Raw genomic sequence first — 18,947 nt, 5'->3', positions numbered from 1 at the left:
CGCCGTAATTTGATATTTTTTGACGTTTGCGCGCGAGAAAAACGTTTTCACGGAGTTTCGATGAGCATTGACCGGGCACAAGTCGACGCCGCTTTGGCGGCTGTCGTCGACCCCAATACCGGCCGTCGCTGGTCGGCTTCTTCACGACCCACGCGGCGGCGATCAGGTCTTCGCGCACGTGCAGGTTGAAGCCCGGGTCGAGCACGTTGATCCATGCGCCGACCTCGCGCACGTTCGCGACGGGGCCCGTATGGATCTGGATCATCCCCGCGTTGCCGACGAACACCATGATCGGCTGGCCGCTCCGAGCGGCCTGCTGGAGCACGTGGCGCAGCGCATGCGCGGTTTCGACCGGATACGCGTATTGCGGATCGGCGAGCCGCAGCGCCTGCATGCGGCTCACGCCGAAGCGCTGCGTGATCCCGAAGAACTGGTGCGTGTCGGTCATCGCGTCCCACGCGGCGCGGAAGCCCGCGACGTCGATCTCGGTGTCGGCGCGCTCGGGCGTTTTCGGCGCGGCGGGTGCGACGTCGAGGCCAGGCTCCTGCGACGGCGCACGCCAGCGCTCGACGAACGCGTCGTACGCCGCGTGGTCGCTGTGCGCGCGCAGGTAGACCTTGTGGATCGCATGGCCCTGCGCGTCGAAGAACTGCAGGCTCTTCAACGGGCCGTGCGCGGTCTCGTCGCGCACCGCGAACGCCGATACCCAGTGACGATAGAAGATGCGCAGGTCGATATCGCCGAGCGCGAGGCCGACGGGGCCGTCGTGGCTCATCTGCGCATATTCGCCGTCCTTTTCGTGGACAGCCGTGTCGTTGCGCGTGAGCGCCATCACGCGGCCGAGGCGCGGCATTTCCTCGAACATCGCCGGAAAGCGCGCGTCGAGCCGCACGACGTGCTCGCCGACGAACGCGGCGAGCGCCTCGCCTTCGCTGACGCCGAGCGCCTGCGCGACGTCGCGGTTGCGCAGCTGGCGCTCGGTCTTGAGCCGGATGAACGCGTCGCGCAGCGCGGCGGCTGCGCGGGCCGGCGTGGCCGGTTGACCGGGAAGGGCGGATTGCATCATGTCGGACTCCTTCAAGTAGCGGTTGGGGTGGCAGCGCGGGCGGCGCGCATCAGAAATCCACTTTCATGCTGACGGCGACCGTGCGGCCGGACGACGTATACGCGTCGAGCACCTGCGAATCGGCTGCGATGCCGCGCACGTCCGACCAGTTCCAGTACTTCCGGTCGAACAGGTTGCGGATGCCGATCGTCGCGCTCACGTGCTTGTTGAAGCGGTAGCCGCCGCGCAGGTCGACGACGAACGACGACGGCGGCGAGAAGCACGCCTTGTTCGAGCAGTCGGACTTGTCGATGTCCTTGTCGCGTTTCGCGGCCTGGAACAGCAGGTCGGTCTGCACGTACCAGCGCTCGGTCGGCTCGTAGCGCACGCCGAACACGGCCGAGAACGGGTCGACGGTGTTCAGCGGCTGGCTGGCCGCGCCGTCGTTCTGCGTCGAGCCCTTCGTGAACGCCATCGCCGTCTTCAGCGTGATGCCGTTCGGCATCACCCATTCGGCGCGGCCTTCGAGGCCGTGAATGCGCGCGTCGGCGAAGTTCACGTACTGGAACACGAACGGGTCGGTTGGCCGGCCGCTGCCGGCGATCGTCGTGCGCGAGATGAAGTTGCGGTAGCGGCCCGTGAACGCGGCGGCGCTGTAGCGCACGACGCCGTAACCGGTGCCGGCCTTGCCGCGCAGGCCGGCTTCGAACGTGTCGCTCGTCTCGGGCTTCAGGTTCGGATTGCCGATCGACGTGTAGCCGTATACCGGGTTCGAGAAGCTGCTGTTCACCTGGTCGGGCGTCGGCGCGCGGAAGCCGTGCGCGTACTGCACGTACGGAATGACCGCGGGCGTGATCTCGTAGAGCACGGCGACGCGCGGCGACAGTTCGTTCGCGCTCGTCGACACGGCCTTGCCGGTGAACAGCGGGTCGTTGGCGGTCGGGCTCAGCCGGTACGTGTCGAAGCGCAGGCCCGGCGTGACGAGCAGGCGGCCGTAGCCGATCTGGTCCTGCACGAACGCGCCGAACAGCGTGTAGTCGGTGTCGGGGAACGCCTTGTTCGGGAACGCCTCGCCGACGCCCGGCACCGTGCCGTCGCGCAGGTTAGTCACGCGCGACACGCTGCCGTCGACGCCGTAAAGCAGCTTGTGCGCGAACGGGCCGGTCGCGAAGCCGCTTTCGGCGAACGCGGAGCCGCCGAACGTGCGCTCCTTGTACTGGTTGTCGCGCGAACGCGAAGCCGCCCGGCCGCGCGTCTCGAACGCGTACTGGTCCTGCTTCGCGTCCTGGTAGTAGAACTGCACGTGCGCGGTCTGGAACCAGCGGAACGCATCGTCGCGGAAATCGTAGTCGACGCTGAAGCGGTTGCGCTCGAGCCGGTCGTAGGTCGTGAGGCCGAGCGTGGTCGGCGGGCTGATCGCCGACAGCACGTCAGTGCTCACGCGGCGCTGCACCGTTTCGGCGGTGAACCTGATCGTGTCGCGCGTGGTCGGCGTCAGCACGAGCTTGCCGAGCAGCGATTCCGAATAGACGTCCTGCGGGTTCGACGTGGTGCGCAGCGTGCTCGCCGAGTTGTTGCTGCCGCGCGTGTCGACCTCGTGGCCGCGCCGGCCGTCGGCGATGATCATCCCCTGCACGCGATCGTTGCCGCCCGCGGCCGACACGGTCGCGCCGACGCTGCGGTCGGCCGAGTCGTAGCTCGGCCGGAACGAGAAGTAATAGGGTTTGTTGTAGATCGACAGCAGGTCGCGCGGATCCTTCGTGATGAAGTTCACCGCGCCGGTCAGGCCGTCGCTGCCGTACAGCGCCGACGCCGGCCCGCGCAGGATCTCGATGCGCTTGAGCGTGTCGAGATCGGCGTAGTCGCCGCGCCCCGCCTCGAGCGGGCCGAACGAAAACGCATTCGGCAGGCGGATGCCGTCTTCCATCAGCAGCACGCGATTGCCTTCGAGGCCGCGGATGTTGATGCTCGAATCGCCGTCGCGGCCGCCGCCGAGCGCGGCGCTGCCGGGCCGGTACGCGGTGCGGCGCACGGTGACGCCCGGCTCGTAGCGCAGCGCATCCTTGATGTTGGTGGCCTGCTGTTCTTCCAGATCCTCGTCGGTGATTACCGACACGGACGCCGCCGTGCGGCTCGCGGCCGTGGCGGTGCGGTTGGCCGTGACGGTGACGGGATCGAGCAGCGCCGCATCGCCGCGCGTGGACGCGGCGACGAGGAGGGCGGCAGGCGGGTTGGCGCCTTGCGGCGTCGAATCGGCGTGAGCCGTGGCGGCGGACAGGCCGAACGCGCCGAACAGCGCGGCACAGATCGGCCGCCGCGCCAGCGTATAGCAATGCACAGGTGGTCTCCCATTGACGATGACAAGCCCGAAGGCTGGCTGGGTGACGCGTTCACCTGGCTGGCCCGCCCGCGCACGGAAGGCGGCGAGCGGCGAATTGAAAGGCAACTGATAACTTTACCAGTGTAAATGAGAATTATTATCAATACAAGAACGGAAAGCGGCTCGCGTGGGTGAGCGCTTACCTGCGCGGCTCGGGCGAGCCGCGGCGGGAAATTCAGGAAAAACGCGGGCGCGAACAGGCCCTAAGCCAGCGCTTCGATGCGGATCAGCAGGTTGCGCGCATGCGTGATGAACGCATCGTGCGTCGCGCGATCGCCATGGCTTTCGAGGCCGGCCTGCTCGGAGAACGCGATCTGTTCGGTGTAGAGGTCGACGAGCGCTCGGCGTGCGTCAGGGGGAAGCGCGCGGATCATCGACACGATCAGCAGTTCCTGCGCGCGAAGCGTGCCGGACAGCGTCTGGACGTTCATGCTGGCCTCCATCGGACGATGCGGCGGCGAGCCGCTCTTTCCATACTAGGCGGTCGGCGGTCGCAGCGCAGGCGCGGTGTTGGCGACGAGGAGGCGGAATGCGATTCGACGCGGTAATCGACGCTGCCGTTGCGCGGCGCGAAACGCGCCACGCGTGGCCGGCGCACCGCGAATCGACGCGTGCAGGGAGGCGAACGGAATCAGCCGACGGCTTTCGCTGCCTGCGCATCGCGCACGACCTGCGCGACGCGTTCGACGAACTCGACGTCGACGCTCGACAGCGCTTCGCGCTTGCCGTCGGGCATCTCGACCATCAGGCGATACGTGACGTCCTGCGTGGCCCATGAGAGATAGCCGACGACGGCGAGCATCACGCCGACGACGAGCGCGGCGCTCGATCCGGCGATGCCGCCTGCGACGGCGACGGCCGTGCCGATCAGCGCGATCAGCGACGGCACGAGGCGGTTCTTCGGAATCTTGACGACATCGACCTGGCGGATGTCACGGAGTGCGAATACCTGCCCGGCGGCCGACAGGCCGTTGCGCGTGATCATCACGCCACGTTCGTTGAATGCGTTTTCCATCGTGTGTTGCGTGGACGAAAACGCGCAGCGTAGCAGGTTTCGTTGCGGCATCAAACGAGACCGACTGCCGCACGATGGGTGCGGCGCGGGTGAAACCAGGCAAGCGGATGGAGCGGGAAGGGGTTCAGAACTGCAGGCGGCCGTCGCCGTAAAGCCGGCCCGGCACGTGCGAGGCGACGACCTCGGCGATCTCTTCGTCGGTCGATTCGGCCGGCACGATCTGGCGCCGCGCGGGCGCGTCGAGATGCATCGTCCATTCGACGAGACGATACGGCCGGCCCCACGGGCGCTGCATTTCGACCGATACGCGGCAGCTCTGGACCGGCATCGAGTGTTGGCACGTCAGAATCGCGTGCAGATGGCTGAAAACGGTATCTTCGATCATCATGGCCTCCGATCCTGTCTTGTCTTGTGGGCAATCGATGGCGGCGCCGTCGGCGGTTCAAAAAAAAAGCCGCCGATGTTCAGGCGGCCAACAGGGGGGGTGAGAGCATCCTCTCAGCCCAGAATTAAGCGAAACTTAAAAGCCCATAAAAAAGCGCCCCGCGTGGAGCGGGGCGCTTCTTGCCGTCGTGATCCGCGTGTTAAGCGGATGCTTTAGAACTTGTGACGGATACCGATACGTGCGGCGATCTGGTTCTTCGAACCCGTGCCCGACGTATTGAAGTAGCTCGTGCTCGAGCCGATCTGCGCTTGCACGCCCTTGCCCGACGCTTGCTGGTACACGACCAGGCCGTACACGTCCGTACGCTTGCTGAGTGCGTAGTCGGCGATACCGTTGACCTGGTTCCAGTGCCACGAGTTGCCGCTCTGCGTGGCGTTCGTGTACGTGTAGCCGAGGCCGCCCGACAGAGCCGGCGTGAAGGCGTACTTCGCGCCTGCTTCATACGCGTTGTAGAACGTGCCACCCGCGCCCGACACGGTCGAGAACTGCGTACGCGTCCACAGCAGCCATGCCGTTGCCGGGCCCCAGACGTAGCGGCCACCGACGCCGTACGTGCGCAGGTCGCGGACGTTGCCCGTTGCGATATTCGCGATCGTCGTCGAGAAAGCCGGCGTCGACTGGCTCGGGAAGCGGATGTCCGTGTACGCTGCGCCCAGCGAGAACGGGCCGTTCGCGTAGTTCAGGCCGAAGCTGTATGCGCGCGACGAGCCTGCCGTCGTCGTCGTGCCCGTCGTCGTCGCCGGTGCGCCTGCGAAGTCCGTCGAGTTCGAGAAGCCGTACAACGCGCCGAACGTGAAGCCCGAGTAGTTCGCGCTCTGGAACTTCACGGCGTTGTTGATGCGGCTCGACGTGAGCTGGTCGAGGTCGTTCACGTGGTACGCGTAGTTGCCCGCGACCGTGTTGCCGCCCGTCGAGTAGTTCGAGCCGAGGATGTCGGTCGAGAACGAGTACTGGCGGCCGAACGTGACCGTGCCGTATTGCGACTGGCTCAGGCCGACGTAAGCCTGGCGGCCGAAGATCGCGCCACCCTGGCCGATCGTGCCGTTACCGCTGTTGAAGCCGTTTTCGAGCACGAAGATCGCCTTCAGGCCGCCACCGAGGTCTTCGGTGCCGCGCAGGCCCCAACGGCTGCCCTGGGCAACGCCGTCGTCGTACTTGAACAGCTTGCCCGTACCGCCGTTGGCGGTCTTGCTGTGGTTCACGTAGCTGATACCGGCATCGATGACGCCGTACAGGGTCACGCTGCTTTGTGCGTGCGCCGTGCCGGCCGTTGCTGCCAGAGCGGCGATGGTCAACAGTTTCTTGTTCAAAGGGTTCTCCGAGCGAATAAATGGCGTGTCCAGTTGCGGTTCCGGCGCTCTCTATGGGCGCTTTCACGTACCGGCGGCAACTTTATCGAGGGGCCACGTAATGAATATGACAGCGACTGTCATATGAAGAATCTGTGGCGTCGATGCGACACCGAATTCTGCCCGGTTGTATAGCCGGTGGTTATACCGATTCAGACTGAGATTCGACCGGAATCAGGAATATGCACATGAAATAAGCTTGGTTGGCGGCGTTCCGGCCCCATGCCACGATCCGTGTTCCAACAAACGACACGGGACAGAGGACACCATGCGACGTTCATTCCTGACCGGCCTCGGCGCACTCGCCGCCGCGCTGGCATTCGCGGCGCCCGGCGCGCACGCCGACCCGCAAACGCTGAAAATCGGCACGATGAGCGGCCCCGACGCCCAGATCTGGACCGAGGTGACGAAGGTCGCCGCGCGCGAAGGTCTCGCGATCAAGGTCATCGAATTCAACGACTACGTGCAGCCGAACGCGGCGCTCGATTCCGGCGATCTGGACGCGAACGGCTTCCAGCACCAGCCGTTCCTCGACAGCCAGATCAAGCAGCGCGGCTACAAGATCGTCAACGTCGGGCTCACGTACACGGCGCCGATGGGTTTCTACTCGAAGAAGATCAAGTCGCTCAAGGACTTGCCGGTGGGCGCGAAGGTCGGGATCCAGAACGATCCGTCGAACGGCAACCGCGCGCTGCTGCTGTTGCAGAAGTACGGCGTGATCAAGCTGAAGCCGGGCGTCGGCGCGAACGGCGTGAATGCCACGCCGCTCGACATCGCCGAGAACCCGAAGAAGATCAAGATCGTCGAGCTCGATTCCGCGCAGCTGCCGCGCGCGCTGCCCGACGTCGATGCCGCGTCGATCAACACCGACTACGCGGTGAAGGCCGGGCTCACGCCGGTGAAGGATGCGATCGCGATCGAGGATCTGCGCGGGCCGTACGCGAACCTGATCGCGGTGCGCGCGCAGGACAAGGACAAGCCGTGGGTGAAGAAGCTCGTCGCGGCCTATGAATCGGACGACGTGCGCAAGTTCATCGACCAGAAGTTCGGCGGCGCGATCATCCCGGCGTTCTGAACGTTTTCACGTACCGGATGGCCGGATATCGACGATCCGGAAAGCCAATCGCCCGCGCAAGCGGGCGATTTCGTTGGTGCGGGCGGGTATGCGCGATACGTGCGCGCCGTGCTCCGGCGCGCACACCGGCCGCTCTGGCCGCTCAGGCCGACAGCAGCGAACCCGTGCGGATCGCGGTCGCGCCGGCAATCCGCGCGACTTCCATGCCGGCCGTCGCGAAGCGTACGATCTGGCGCGCGTACAGCACGCCCGACACGCTGCTCTTCAGCGTGACGACGCGATCGGTCAGCGGATCGACGATGTCGGCCACGGCCTGGCCGGCCTCGATCATCACGCCGACCGGCGTGCGGAACACGATCACGCCCGACACCGGCGCGACGAGCGGATCGGTGCCCGCGAGCGGCGTGGCCGGATGCGCGAGCGGCGGCAGCGGCGCCGGCGTGCCGTCGACGACCCCACGCTCGGTCAGGTATTCGACGATCGCCTGTGCGTCCTTTTCGGCGAACTCGTACGACACGTCGCGCTCGCTGCGCAGCTCGATCGTGACGGAAATCGCGCCGTTCGGGATCGGGAAGCGGTCGCCGAAGCGGTTGCGCAGGTCCGACCAGCAGAAGCTGTGGATCTCGTCGAACGGGTTGCCGACCGAATTCAGCGCGAGCAGCGACGCCTGCGCGTCGAGGTAGCGCGACAGCGGCTCGACGTCCGGCCACAGATCGGGATTCGTGTAGAGGTGCATCACCGCATCGCTGTCGCAGTGCAGGTCGAGCACGATATCGGCGTCGAACGACAGCTTCTGCAGCGCGAGGCGCTGCGAGTCGAGCTCGGTGCGCGGCTTCTGCTCGTCGAGCGCTTCGCGCATCGCGGCGCGCACGGCGACGAGGTTGTGCTGCGCGTCGTGAGTCAGGCGGTGTTCGACGCGCGGCAGCACGAGCGCCGCGAGATCGTAGAAATTGCGGTTGAAGTTCTGCATCGAGCCGAGCTCGAAGCGGCCGAGGTGATCGCCGAACACGTGTTGCGACAGGCCGATCGGGTTCGGCACCGGCACGATGACGACTTCGCCGCGCAGCTTGCCGGCCGTCTCGAGCGCGGCGATCTTGCGGCGCAGCAGGGTGGCGACCAGCATGCCGGGCAGTTCGTCCGCGTGCAGCGACGACTGGATATAGACCTTCTTGCCGCCGCGCGGGCCGTAGTGAAAGCTCGTGATCTGGCGTTCGGTACCGACGGCGGGGGAAATCAGCGGATGGGTCTGCGTTTGCATGATGGGGGAGTGCGGCGCAGCCGCGAATGATCCGGTGTGCGTGGAAGATCGATTGTACGTTGCCTTCCTCGCCGCCATCAAACCGGCGCCAGAACACGCCGTTTCCCTTTGAGAATCATCAGGTTGAGGCGGAAAAAATAACGCTGCCGGCACGGCCCGCGCAAAAAAAACGGGCTCCTTGCGGAGCCCGTTCGTGCCGAAGCGAAGCGTGCGCTTGCCGGGCGGATTACTTGCCGTAGACGTCGAAATCGAAGTACTTCTTCGCGATCTTGTCGTACGTGCCGTCCTTGCGCATGCCGGCGATCGCGCCGTCGATCTTCGCCTTCAGGTCGGTGTCTTCCTTGCGCAGGCCGATGCCGGCGCCGTTGCCGAGCGTCTTCGGATCGTCGATGTCCTTGCCGGCGAAATCGAAGTTCGCGCCGCGCGGCGTCTTCAGGAAGCCGATTTCAGCTTGCACCGCGTCCTGCAGCGCGCCGTCCAGACGGCCCGAGATCAGGTCGGCGTAGACCTGGTCCTGGTTCTGGTAAGGCACGACGTTCACGCCCTTCGAGGCCCAGTACGTCTTCGCATAGGTTTCCTGGATCGTGCCCTGCTCGACGCCGACCGACTTGCCCTTCAGCGATTCGGCCGTCGGCATCAGGCCGGTGCCCTTCTTCGTGACGAGGCGCGTCGGCGTGTTGAACAGCTTCGCCGAGAAGGCGATCTGTTCCTGACGCGCCGGCGTCATCGACATCGACGACAGCACGCCGTCGAACTTGCGGGCCTTCAGCGCCGGAATCATCCCGTCGAAGTCGTTTTCGATCCACACGCACTTCGCGTTCATGCGGCGGCAGATTTCGTTGCCGAGGTCGACGTCGAAACCCACAACCTTGCCGTCAGCGCCTTTCGATTCGAAAGGCGGGTAGCTTGCGTCGACGCCGAACCGCACGGTCGTCCAGTCCTTCGCATACGCGGTGCCTGCCGATACGGCGAGCAGGGCTACGGTCACAGCCGCAAGAATCTTTTTCACTCGGTGACTCCTCGTTTTGTTCGATGGGTGCGCGGTTGTGCCGCGCCGTAAGCCTTCGGCCCGGCGCGGCTTCGCGACAGGCTGTCCGTTTCGCCCACCCGATGCGGGCGCGCGACGTGCGGAAGATTATCAAGACAAAATACCGGCAGGGCGCCTAGGACAAGCCCCGATACCGGGCCCGGCGGCGGCGCATGAGGGGCGCCGCCGTTTCAGACACAGGAACGATTCAGCCGAGCGTTTCGTTGACCGCGCGCTGCAGGCACGTGACGAATTGCGTGACGGCGGGCGTGGGCAGCAGGTCGCGCCGCGCGATGATCGACAGGTCGAAGCGCGGCATGGTTTCGTCGAGTTCGGCCGTGCGGATGCCCAGCGGCGCGACCATCGCGGCGAGCGGGCGCGTGAAGCAGCCGATCACGTCCGAGCGTGCGACGAGCCCGAGCGTCACCGCGAACGACATCGGCGAGCGCAGCAAACGTTTGGGCAGCGGCAGCCCGTGCGCCTCGAACATCCCGACCATCACACTGTGCGGAAACTGCTCGGCACCGACGGTGACGATCCACTCGGCATCGAGCAATGCCTCTAACCGGCGTGCATGCGCAAGCGGGTGGCCTTCGCGCATCACGACGGTGAATTCGGTCGACAGCAGCGGCGATTGCGTGAAATCGCGGTCGAGCGCGGGTACATGGTGCATCGCAGCGATGTCGAGCGTGCCGTTGCGCAACTGCGCGAGCGCGTCGGGCACCGTCACTTCCTCGAGATGCAGGCTCACGTTCGGCATCGACTGGCGGAACGCCGTCACCGCGTGCGGCAGCGCGGTCAGCGCGATCGACGGCATCGTGCCGACCGCCACGCGCCCCGACATCTCGCCTTTCACCTGCTCGACGGCCTCGACCGTGCGGCGGATATCGCCGAGCAGCTGCTCGGCGCGCGGCAGCAGCGCGTGGCCGCACGCGGTCAGCTCGACGCCGCGTACGCTGCGCGCGAGCAACTCCGCGTTGAGCGCCGTTTCGAGCTCGCGGATCGTATGCGTGACCGCGGGCTGCGTGACGCCGAGTTCGCGCGCGGCGGCGCGCAGGCTCTTGTGATGCGCGGCGGAGACGAACGCCTGGAGCTGCGCGAGGTTCAGGGGGTTGCGGATGCGGGTCATCGATCGGGTCTGGTTGGCGCGATGCTGTGGCGGGCGACGGGGTGTGGCGGAATTTGATTGCAATCCTGAAGGTTGCGTGCGCATGGGTCTACGGCGCCCTGGCTCGGGCAGGCGGCGGGCGCGGTCGTGGGCGCGACGGCGTTCGTCGCCGGGCTGGTCGCGATCAAGCCGTTTTGATGCGGGTAGCCTGCACGTGCCGCAATCGCAGGCGTGGCGAGGCCCTACGCCAGCGCCATTTCGACAGCCGTCAGCGTGCGGCGCCGGATCCAGCCGCTCGCCATCCGGATCGCGAGCCAGTACGGCATGAACAGCAGCCGCGTGTGTACGGTCGGGCAATGCACGAAGGTTTCGGTGCGCAGCAGGTGCGCACCCGACGCGAGCCCGACGACTTCGAAGCGGAGCACCAGCTTCGCATCGCGCGGATCGTCGTGCCGCACGAACGCCGCCGCGTCGGCGATCTTCAGCACGCCAAGATCCGGGCGCCAGAAGCGGCCGATCAGGCCGAGCGATACCGACGTTTCGTCACGATGCAGTGGGGTGAACGCATGGAGGCCGAAGCGTTCGCGTTCGACGCGTGTGGTGCCGGGGCGCAGCAACGCGGCAACGGCTGCCGGGAATTCGCGGACGTTGAGCAGCGCGTCGACGATCGGATCCGTGCGCATGTCGAGCGTGGCGACCGTGTCGATGATGCGCGCCGGCGCGGCATCGATCGGCTTCGATTCGTGCACTTCGTGGAAGCCGAACGACGGGATGAACGGCGGCTTGTGCGCCGACGTCCGGGTGCTCGATTCGGAGACGATGCCGAGCGCGTTCATGGGGGCTCCCGAAGGCAAAGCCCGATCGTAGCACCGGGGGCGGATTCGCGCCGCACCGTTTCCGCGATGCGCGCCGCACTGCGCCCCATCAACAAAAAAAGCCTGGAAACTTGCGTTCCCAGGCCTGGAGACCATCAACGATGATGGTGGAGGAGACGATGTCGTCCCGATGCGCGCCGTCCTTCTGCCGGCGACGTCGCGCACGATGCGCGGTCAGATCGCCCAGCCGCCGAGATAGAACGTGACGAGCACGGCCGCGATGAGCACGGTGCCGACGTTGAGCTTGCGGAATTCGCCGCTGGCGATGCGGCCGATCACGAGCGTCGAGAAGCCGAGCATGATGCCCGTCACGATGTTCGCGGTCAGCACGATGAACACCGCGCACACGAGGCCCGACATCGCGTCGACCATGTCGTCCATGTGCAGCTTGCTCACGCTGCCGAGCATCAGCAGGCCGACGTACATCAGCGCCGGTGCGGTGGCGTAGGACGGCACGAGGCCCGCGAGCGGCGAGAAGAACATCACGACGAGGAACAGCAGGCCGACCACGGCGGCCGCGAGGCCCGTCTTTGCGCCGGCGGCCACGCCGACGCTCGACTCGATGTAGGCTGCCGCCGGCGCACCGCCGAGGAAGCCGGAGAAGATCGAGCTGAGCGAATCGGCGGTCAGCGCACGGCCGCCGTTGATGATGCGGCCGTTCTCGTCGAGCTGGCCGGCCTGGCCCGCGACCGCGCGGATCGTGCCGGTCGCGTCGAACACGGCGGTCATCACCAGCGCCAGCACGCTCGGCAGCACGGCCATCGACAGCGCGCCCTTGATGTCCATCGCGCCGATCAGCGACGCATGGCCCGGTGCGCTCAGCGACGGCAGCGCGAAGATGCCGCGGTACTTCACGCCCGGATCGAAGATCAGCCCGAAGATCGAGATCGCGATCACGACGAGCAGGATGCCGCCCGGCACGCGACGCTTCTCAAGGCCGAAGATCGCGGCGAGGCCGATGATCGACATGATGACCGGGAACGCGGTGATCTGGCCGAGCGAGACGGGCAGGCCGGCGCCCGGGTTCTTGATCACGAGGCCGACGTCGTTCGACGCGATCAGCAGCAGGAACAGGCCGATGCCGATCCCGGTGCCGTGCGCGACGCCCGCGGGCAGGTTGCGCAGGATCCACGAACGCACGCCGGTGACGGAGATGCCGGTGAACACGAGGCCCATCAGGAACACGGCGCCGAGCGCGACCGTCGGCGACAGCCCCTTGCCGAGCACGAGGCCGAACGCGGTGAACGCGGTCAGCGAGATCGCGCAGCCGATCGCGATCGGCAGCTTCGCCCACAGGCCCATCAGCAGCGAACCGAACGCGGTCGTGAGGCAGACCGCGACGAACACGGCGCTCGTGTCGAAGCCGGCCTTGCCGAACATGCCGGGCACGACGAACACGGAATAGACCATCGCGAGGAAGGTCGTGACGCCGGCAATGATCTCGCGGCGCTGCGTGCTGCCGCGCGACGAAATGTCGAAGTACCGGTCGATGACTCCCTTGGTGCCAAAGTCAGTTTCTTCCGCGCCGACGCCGACCGTCGGCTGCACCGGGGTATCACTCATGAGCTTGCTCCTTTATCAGCATGCTGAAACGGCCCGTAGCGAACCGTCGTCAGGGTGTCTCGTATCTAGTTGGGATTGTCGGCAACGTCGTGGGGACGAATGACGCGTGATCCGTGTCGTTCCGTGCGAATCGAAACGATCGCGTGGGTGTCGCGTCGTGCGACGCGTGGTGGTGTCGACCCCGTCACGTGTGCTTTGCCGTAGCGAAGGTTAGGCGAACCGCCCATCACGTCCCATTGGGGGAAGAGCATGCAGCGCATGTCTCAGCGCTTATATCGGCGTGCAACGGGGCTCTGTCGCGTCGACCCACGTGTATACGCCTAGTTCGAATCCGTTAAGGCGATTATTTGAATGCAGGGTCGACGGGCAAAGGGGAAGCGGGGGATGCATCGAAAATTACAAATTTCTTTCATGGTGGCCGGGCAGGCCGGTGGAATCAGGGGCCGGTGACGGGATCGGCGCGCCGCGCGCAACCTGCATTCGGACGAGGGCGCCATCGCGCCGAGGCGGTTTTCGTCGTCGCCCCGGCCTCAATTGTGCGCGAGATGGTCGAGGTAGGCGCGGAACATGTCGGCCATCGCGTCCGCATACGCGTCGATTTCATCGGGCGAGCGCTCGCTTTCCGAAAACGCCTTGCCGGCCGCGGTGAGCGTGGTGATGATCAGGTCGCAGGCCAGTTCGCGCGTGGCGTCCGGTGCATCGGGCAGCGCCTCGCGCATGAACGCCTGGAAGATGCGGTTGCCGGCCACCTTCGCTTCGTGTGCCTCGGGCGCGTCGCGATAGAGCGGCGCGGCGTCGTCGAGCGCGATGCGCATCCGCGCCTCGTCGCATTCCGAACGGATGAACGCGTGAACGGCCGTGCGCAGCCGCTCGGGCGGTGTCCGGTTCACGTCCTCCAGCATCCCGCGCAGCATCTCGGCCGTCTGCCGCCACTCGTCATGCTGCAGCCGGAACAGCACGGCCGCCTTGTTCGGGAAGTACTGGTACAGCGAGCCGACGCTCACGCCGGCGCGTTCGGCGACGCGCGCCATCGTGAAGCGCTGCGCGCCTTCGCTCGCCAAAACCTGAACAGCGGCCTGGAGGACGGCCTCGACGAGCTGGGTCGAGCGAGCCTGCCGAGGCTGCTTGCGCGTGGCAATCCGGGCGTTCGAGCGGTCGGTCATGCGTGGCTGGCCAATGCGAATAGTAAAACCTGAATAGTTCGTCATATTCTAACCAGGTGCACCGACGCACTCAACCTGAACCCGGAGAGTCGCATGACCACCCTGACGCTCGACCCGCTGGCCTCGCTGCTGGCACGCCTGTTCGACGAAGCCGACGCCTCGTCGCCCGCGACGAGCCCGGACTTCGCCAGCCTGTCGCGCGACGAGCAAGCGCGGCTGATGCGCAGCAAGACCGACTACACCGACTTGTATGCGCGCCTGAAGGACTATCCGCTCGCGGTGTCGCGCGAGACCGGCACGCTGCTGTACATGCTTGCGCGCAGCGGCGGCGCGCGGTCGATCATCGAATTCGGCACGTCGTTCGGCATTTCGACGTTGCACCTCGCGGCTGCGCTGCGCGACAACGGCGGCGGCCGGCTGGTCACGAGCGAGTTCGAGCCGTCGAAGGTCGTGCGGGCGCGGGCGAACCTGGCGGCAGCCGGGCTGGCCGATCTCGTCGAGATTCGCGAGGGCGATGCGCTGCGTACGCTGGCCGCCGATCTGCCGGATTCGGTCGACCTGCTGCTGCTCGACGGTGCGAAGGCGCTGTATCCGGAGGTGCTTGCACTCGTCGAGCAACGGTTGCGGCCCGGCGCGTTCGTCGTTGCCGACAATGCCGATTTCAGCCCCGACTATCTCGCTTACGTGCGCTCGCCGGAGAACGGCTATCTGTCGGTGCCGTTCGGCGACGATGTCGAGTTGTCGATGCGGATCGGCTGAGCTTTGCGGTATCTGAACGACGGCAGGCATCCGACCGTCAACGATAGGATGACTGATCAATAGGATGCGAGAGGCGGACGACACCGCAGTGACGCCCGTCGCTTCGTGCGCCGTCGTGCGTTATTTCAGGAACACGTAGCGCGCGAAATACGGAAAGCGGCCGACCGCATGCTCGGTCGAACACGTTGCATCCGGCGGCATGCCGCCCGCGGTATCGAGCCGCTGCACGAAGCGCACGCCGGCGAGCGTGCCGGCCGCGGCCTTCGCGTCCGTTGCGGCCGGCGTCGCGGCGAGCAGGAGTTGCGGAATGCTGCCCGGGCGTGCGCTCGGCGCTTCCGCGAGTTTCTTGCCGGTAATGCGGCTGCCGTCGAGCGCCTCCCATGACGGCCCCGTGCCGTGCCGGACGACCAGCGTGCCGCTCGCGTCGAACAGCATCGCTTCCGGGTGCTGGAACACCCACGCGAGCTTGTGTCCCGCATCGTAGTCGCACGTGTAGACCTGTAGGCCAGCCGCGGTCGTCGACAGCACGGGCGTGGCCGGCTGGGGCGGCGCGAGGCCGGCGGAGTCGTCGGCGCGGGCGGACGGCGCGCAGAAGGCGAGTGCAACGCAGGCCGCGGCGGCCGGCAGCATGGGGCGTTTCGGGAAGCGGCTTCGCATGGCGAGGCATCCTTTCGGGTCGGGTGACGGGTATTCGTCGACGAACCCGTAAACGCTAGACGCCAATTGCACCGGCTGCAATGGGCAAATGGCAATCGTGGCGATTGCCGTTGCGATTACGTGCGGCCCGGGATGCGCGGCCGTGGGTTGACGCGGCCGCGCCTGCCCGATTCAACCTCAAACCGGGCCAACCGGCGTCGGTGCCTGCGCGGCAATCAGGCGTTCGGCCCTCAGCCCATCCCACAGTTCGGCCGGGATCGACATCGCCGCGAGACGCAGGTTGTCGCCGATGCGATCGGGCCGGCTCGCGCCGGGGATCGCGGCCGCGACGGCCGGATGCGCGAGCGAGAATTGCAGCGCCACCGCGCGGACATCGACGCCGAATCGTTCGCAGATCCGGCGGATGCGCGCGACGCGGTCGAGCATGGCCTGCGTGGCCGGCTGATACTCGTAATGGGTGCCGCCCGCCAGCACGCCCGAGTTGTACGGGCCGCCGACGATGATGCCGAGCCCGCGCGCGGCGCTTTCCGGCATCAGCCGTTCGAGCGCGCCGGCATGATCGAGCAGCGTGTAGCGTCCGGCGAGCAGGAAACCGTCGGGGTCCGCGCGTTCGAGCGCGAGTTCGCACGGCTCGACGCGGTTCACGCCGAGGCCCCAGCCCTGGATCACCTTCTCGTCGCGCAGCCGCGTGAGCGCCCGGGCCGCGCCCGACATCGCGACGTCGAACACGTCGCGCCACGCGTCACCGTGAAAGTCGACGGCCGGGTCGTGAATCCATACGGTGTCGAGCCGGTCGGTGCGCAGCCGCTTCAGGCTCGCGTCGATCGAGCGCAGCGTGCCGTCCTCGGTGTAGTCGTAGACGATCCGGTTCGGCAGCCCGTGGCGGAACAGGCCGCCTTTTTCGCCGAGATCGCGTTGCGATGCGTCCTCGTGTTCGTCGAGGACGAGCCGGCCGACCTTGGTGCCGAGCGAATACGCGTCGCGCGGGCGCCCCGCGAGCGCTTCGCCGAGGCGCAGCTCGGCGAGGCCGGCGCCATACAGCGGCGCGGCGTCGAAGTAGCGGATACCGCTGTCCCACGCTGCGTCGACCGTGGCCAGCGCTTCTTCGTGCGGGATGTCGCGGTACATGTTGCCCAACGGCGCGGTGCCGAAACCCAGGCGGGAAGGGAGCGTGATTCTCATGGGGAGTCTCGGGTAGGCCGATTCAGGCCGCGGCCTGGGCCAGCGTCGGATAGTCGGTCAGCCCGCGCTCGCCGCCGCCGAACAGCGTGTTGCGGTCGTGCGGCGTGAGCGCGGCACCGGTGCGCAGCCGCTCGGGCAGGTCGGGGTTCGCGACGAACGGGCGGCCGAACGCGACGAGGTCGGCCCAGCCGGCGGCGATCGCTTCGCGTGCGCGCTCGGCGGTGTACGCGCCGGCATAGATCAGCACGCCCGGGAACGCGGCGCGCAGTTGCCGCTTGAATTCGACCGGCATCAACGGCGCGTCGTCCCAGTCGGCTTCCGCGATGTGCAGATAGCCGACGCCGAGTTCGCCGAGCAGCTTTGCAGCGGCGAGGTAGGTCGTTTCCGGATCGTCGTCGACGCAGCCGTTCAGCGTCGTCAGCGGCGCGAGGCGGATGCCGACGCGCGACGCGTCGCCCGTGCCGTCGATCAGCGCCTGCGTGACTTCGCGCAGGAAGCGCAGCCGGTTTTCGAGCGAACCGCCGTACGCGTCGGTGCGCGTGTTGGCATTCGAGTCGATGAACTGGTTCACGAGATAGCCGTTCGCGCCGTGCAGCTCGACACCGTCGAAGCCGGCCTCGATCGCGTGGCGCGCGGCGGCGCGGTATTGATCGACGATCTCGCCGATTTCGTCGATCGTCAGCGTGCGCGGCTCGGACGCCTGCACGAAGCCCGGCGTGCTGCCGTCTTCACCCGCGATGAACACGTTCACGCCTTTCGCCTGGAGCGGCGACGACGACACCGGCTGCCGGCCACCGAGCAGGCTCGTGTGGCTCAGCCGGCCGACGTGCCACAGCTGCGCGAAGATCCGGCCGTGCGCGGCATGCACGGCGTCCGTCACCTTGCGCCAGCCGGCGACCTGCGACGGCGTGTGAATGCCGGGCGTCCATGCGTAGCCTTTGCCGAGCGGCGCGATGTAAGTGCCTTCGCTGACGATCAGGCCCGCGCTCGCGCGCTGCGCGTAATACGCGGCCATCAGTTCGTTGGCTTCGTCGCCGGGCTGGCTGGCGCGCGAGCGCGTCATCGGCGGCATCACGATGCGGTTCGGCAGCGTCAGCGCGCCGAGTTGCAGCGGTTGGAAAAGCGGGTCCTGGGTCATGGTGTTGATGTCCTGTCGGTGCCGCGGCCTGCGGGCCGCGGTGAATCCAATGCGAGTGGCGGGCGGCGCGGTCAGTCCCACTGCGGCGCGAGGCCGGCCGGGTCGACTTCGCGGCCGCTGCGTTCGAGCGCGGCGATCCGCGCCATGTCTTCGTCGGTCAGGCGCAGCGTCTGCGCGAGCAGGTTGCTCGCGAGGTTCTCGCGCTTCGTCGACGACGGGATCACCGAGTAGCCGAGCTGCAGCGCCCACGCGAGCGCGACCTGGGCGGGCGTCGCGTCGTGACGCTGCGCGATCGCGCCGATCACCGGATCGCCGAGCACCTTGCCGTACGCGAGCGTCATGTACGACGTCACGTGGATGCCTTCGGCGTTCAGGAATTCGACGAGCTTGCGGTTCTGCAGGTACGGGCTCAGCTCGATCTGGTTCGTCGCGATCGTGTCCTTGCCGACGGCCGCGATCGCTTCCTTCGTCAGGGCGATGTTGAAGTTCGAGATGCCGATCCGGCGCGTGAGGCCCTGCGCCTTCGCATCGGCGAGCGCGGTCATGAACGTGTCGAGTGCGACGCCGTTGTCGGGGGCCGGCCAGTGGATCAGCGTCAGGTCGACGTGGTCGGTGCGCAGCTTGCGCAGGCTGTCCTCGAGGCTCGGCACGAGCTTGTCCGGTGCATAGTTGTCGACCCAGATCTTGGTCGTGAGGAACAGGTCGTCGCGGCGCACGCCCGACGCGGCGATCGCTTCGCCGACTTCGGCTTCGTTGCCGTAGATCTGCGCGGTGTCGATCGCGCGGTAGCCGACTTCGAGGCCGTTGCGCACCGAGTCGATGACCGTCTGCCCTTGCAGGCGGAACGTACCGAGGCCGAATGCGGGAATCTTGTTCATCAGGTGCTCCTGGGAAAGTGGAACGGGTTC

The 18,947-nt window shown here is 66.8% G+C and carries 18 protein-coding genes; 2 read left to right on the top strand and 16 right to left on the bottom strand.

Going from position 1 to position 18,947, the window contains the following annotated elements; all coding sequences use genetic code 11:
• From G3N98_RS02545 to G3N98_RS02520, 6 genes are all read right to left on the bottom strand, one after another.
• Positions 1 to 1,066, bottom strand: a 1,066-nt coding sequence (locus G3N98_RS02545; RefSeq protein WP_241025704.1) for a ChuX/HutX family heme-like substrate-binding protein, incomplete at its 3' end; no start/stop codon positions are given.
• Positions 1,067 to 1,115: 49 nt separating this feature from the next.
• On the bottom strand, positions 1,116 to 3,383 hold the full coding sequence (locus G3N98_RS02540) for a TonB-dependent hemoglobin/transferrin/lactoferrin family receptor (RefSeq protein WP_206147116.1): 2,268 nt from the start codon (positions 3,381 to 3,383) through the stop codon (positions 1,116 to 1,118).
• A gap of 245 nt (positions 3,384 to 3,628) precedes the next feature.
• Positions 3,629 to 3,856: a hypothetical protein gene (locus G3N98_RS02535; RefSeq protein WP_206147115.1), complete on the bottom strand. Its 228-nt coding sequence runs from the start codon at positions 3,854 to 3,856 to the stop codon at positions 3,629 to 3,631.
• Between the two features lie 200 nt (positions 3,857 to 4,056).
• The gene (locus G3N98_RS02530) at positions 4,057 to 4,440 is read right to left on the bottom strand and encodes a DUF6232 family protein (protein ID WP_206147114.1); all 384 of its coding nucleotides are present in this window, start codon (positions 4,438 to 4,440) and stop codon (positions 4,057 to 4,059) included.
• A gap of 124 nt (positions 4,441 to 4,564) precedes the next feature.
• Positions 4,565 to 4,825, bottom strand: a complete 261-nt coding sequence (locus G3N98_RS02525) for a DUF2866 domain-containing protein (protein ID WP_011353838.1) — start codon at positions 4,823 to 4,825, stop codon at positions 4,565 to 4,567.
• Between the two features lie 212 nt (positions 4,826 to 5,037).
• Positions 5,038 to 6,195, bottom strand: a complete 1,158-nt coding sequence (locus G3N98_RS02520) for a porin (RefSeq protein WP_089428929.1) — start codon at positions 6,193 to 6,195, stop codon at positions 5,038 to 5,040.
• Between the two features lie 307 nt (positions 6,196 to 6,502).
• Between G3N98_RS02520 and G3N98_RS02515 the strand changes: the two genes are divergently transcribed.
• Positions 6,503 to 7,309 carry a MetQ/NlpA family lipoprotein gene (locus G3N98_RS02515; RefSeq protein ID WP_175238760.1) on the top strand — a complete coding sequence of 269 codons (807 nt, stop codon included), beginning with the start codon at positions 6,503 to 6,505 and terminating at the stop codon, positions 7,307 to 7,309.
• Positions 7,310 to 7,451: 142 nt separating this feature from the next.
• Here the strand turns inward: G3N98_RS02515 and G3N98_RS02510 are convergent, their stop codons facing one another.
• The 6 genes from G3N98_RS02510 to G3N98_RS02485 form a co-directional block, all read right to left on the bottom strand.
• On the bottom strand, positions 7,452 to 8,567 hold the full coding sequence (locus G3N98_RS02510) for a succinylglutamate desuccinylase/aspartoacylase family protein (RefSeq protein WP_069252629.1): 1,116 nt from the start codon (positions 8,565 to 8,567) through the stop codon (positions 7,452 to 7,454).
• Between the two features lie 226 nt (positions 8,568 to 8,793).
• Entirely contained in the window at positions 8,794 to 9,576 is a 783-nt protein-coding gene (locus G3N98_RS02505) for an ABC transporter substrate-binding protein (RefSeq protein WP_089428931.1), read from the bottom strand.
• A gap of 226 nt (positions 9,577 to 9,802) precedes the next feature.
• Positions 9,803 to 10,723: a LysR substrate-binding domain-containing protein gene (locus tag G3N98_RS02500; protein ID WP_185634242.1), complete on the bottom strand. Its 921-nt coding sequence runs from the start codon at positions 10,721 to 10,723 to the stop codon at positions 9,803 to 9,805.
• Between the two features lie 221 nt (positions 10,724 to 10,944).
• Positions 10,945 to 11,538, bottom strand: a complete 594-nt coding sequence (locus G3N98_RS02495) for a hypothetical protein (protein ID WP_206147113.1) — start codon at positions 11,536 to 11,538, stop codon at positions 10,945 to 10,947.
• 213 nt (positions 11,539 to 11,751) lie between these two features.
• The gene (locus G3N98_RS02490; protein ID WP_206147112.1) at positions 11,752 to 13,140 is read right to left on the bottom strand and encodes an NCS2 family permease; all 1,389 of its coding nucleotides are present in this window, start codon (positions 13,138 to 13,140) and stop codon (positions 11,752 to 11,754) included.
• A 530-nt stretch (positions 13,141 to 13,670) separates the two neighbouring features.
• Positions 13,671 to 14,303 (bottom strand): TetR family transcriptional regulator, encoded by a 633-nt coding sequence (locus tag G3N98_RS02485; protein ID WP_241025703.1) that lies wholly within the window; start codon positions 14,301 to 14,303, stop codon positions 13,671 to 13,673.
• 93 nt (positions 14,304 to 14,396) lie between these two features.
• Here G3N98_RS02485 and G3N98_RS02480 point away from each other — a divergent pair, with 93 nt between their 5' ends.
• Positions 14,397 to 15,062: an O-methyltransferase gene (locus G3N98_RS02480; protein ID WP_206147110.1), complete on the top strand. Its 666-nt coding sequence runs from the start codon at positions 14,397 to 14,399 to the stop codon at positions 15,060 to 15,062.
• A 120-nt stretch (positions 15,063 to 15,182) separates the two neighbouring features.
• Here the strand turns inward: G3N98_RS02480 and G3N98_RS02475 are convergent, their stop codons facing one another.
• The 4 genes from G3N98_RS02475 to dkgB form a co-directional block, all read right to left on the bottom strand.
• The gene (locus tag G3N98_RS02475; RefSeq protein ID WP_206147109.1) at positions 15,183 to 15,719 is read right to left on the bottom strand and encodes a DUF3455 domain-containing protein; all 537 of its coding nucleotides are present in this window, start codon (positions 15,717 to 15,719) and stop codon (positions 15,183 to 15,185) included.
• 177 nt (positions 15,720 to 15,896) lie between these two features.
• A complete protein-coding gene (locus G3N98_RS02470; protein WP_206147108.1) occupies positions 15,897 to 16,901 on the bottom strand; it encodes an aldo/keto reductase in 1,005 nt (334 codons plus the stop codon).
• Positions 16,902 to 16,923: 22 nt separating this feature from the next.
• Complete coding sequence (locus G3N98_RS02465; RefSeq protein ID WP_206147107.1) at positions 16,924 to 18,039, bottom strand: alkene reductase; 1,116 nt, start codon at positions 18,037 to 18,039, stop codon at positions 16,924 to 16,926.
• A 71-nt stretch (positions 18,040 to 18,110) separates the two neighbouring features.
• Positions 18,111 to 18,917, bottom strand: coding sequence for a 2,5-didehydrogluconate reductase DkgB (dkgB, locus tag G3N98_RS02460; protein WP_206147106.1), 807 nt, complete (start codon positions 18,915 to 18,917; stop codon positions 18,111 to 18,113).
• Between the last annotated feature and the right edge of the window lie 30 nt (positions 18,918 to 18,947).

The organism is Burkholderia sp. Tr-20390 (assembly GCF_017104595.1).
Lineage (GTDB): Bacteria > Pseudomonadota > Gammaproteobacteria > Burkholderiales > Burkholderiaceae > Burkholderia.
The sequence above is the reverse complement of the archived record's forward strand: the minus strand, read 5'-3'. Positions and strand labels throughout refer to the sequence as shown.

What these genes read in the sequence shown, in the direction of transcription:
- G3N98_RS02535 (WP_206147115.1), bottom strand. Translation starts at nt 3,856, where the DNA reads ATGAACGTCCAGACGCTGTCCGGCACGCTTCGCGCGCAGGAACTGCTG.
- G3N98_RS02530 (WP_206147114.1), bottom strand. Translation starts at nt 4,440, where the DNA reads ATGGAAAACGCATTCAACGAACGTGGCGTGATGATCACGCGCAACGGC.
- G3N98_RS02525 (WP_011353838.1), bottom strand. Translation starts at nt 4,825, where the DNA reads ATGATCGAAGATACCGTTTTCAGCCATCTGCACGCGATTCTGACGTGC.
- G3N98_RS02515 (WP_175238760.1), top strand. Translation starts at nt 6,503, where the DNA reads ATGCGACGTTCATTCCTGACCGGCCTCGGCGCACTCGCCGCCGCGCTG.
- G3N98_RS02510 (WP_069252629.1), bottom strand. Translation starts at nt 8,567, where the DNA reads ATGCAAACGCAGACCCATCCGCTGATTTCCCCCGCCGTCGGTACCGAA.
- G3N98_RS02500 (WP_185634242.1), bottom strand. Translation starts at nt 10,723, where the DNA reads ATGACCCGCATCCGCAACCCCCTGAACCTCGCGCAGCTCCAGGCGTTC.
- G3N98_RS02495 (WP_206147113.1), bottom strand. Translation starts at nt 11,538, where the DNA reads ATGAACGCGCTCGGCATCGTCTCCGAATCGAGCACCCGGACGTCGGCG.
- G3N98_RS02490 (WP_206147112.1), bottom strand. Translation starts at nt 13,140, where the DNA reads ATGAGTGATACCCCGGTGCAGCCGACGGTCGGCGTCGGCGCGGAAGAA.
- G3N98_RS02485 (WP_241025703.1), bottom strand. Translation starts at nt 14,303, where the DNA reads ATGACCGACCGCTCGAACGCCCGGATTGCCACGCGCAAGCAGCCTCGG.
- G3N98_RS02480 (WP_206147110.1), top strand. Translation starts at nt 14,397, where the DNA reads ATGACCACCCTGACGCTCGACCCGCTGGCCTCGCTGCTGGCACGCCTG.
- G3N98_RS02475 (WP_206147109.1), bottom strand. Translation starts at nt 15,719, where the DNA reads ATGCGAAGCCGCTTCCCGAAACGCCCCATGCTGCCGGCCGCCGCGGCC.
- G3N98_RS02470 (WP_206147108.1), bottom strand. Translation starts at nt 16,901, where the DNA reads ATGAGAATCACGCTCCCTTCCCGCCTGGGTTTCGGCACCGCGCCGTTG.
- G3N98_RS02465 (WP_206147107.1), bottom strand. Translation starts at nt 18,039, where the DNA reads ATGACCCAGGACCCGCTTTTCCAACCGCTGCAACTCGGCGCGCTGACG.
- dkgB (WP_206147106.1), bottom strand. Translation starts at nt 18,917, where the DNA reads ATGAACAAGATTCCCGCATTCGGCCTCGGTACGTTCCGCCTGCAAGGG.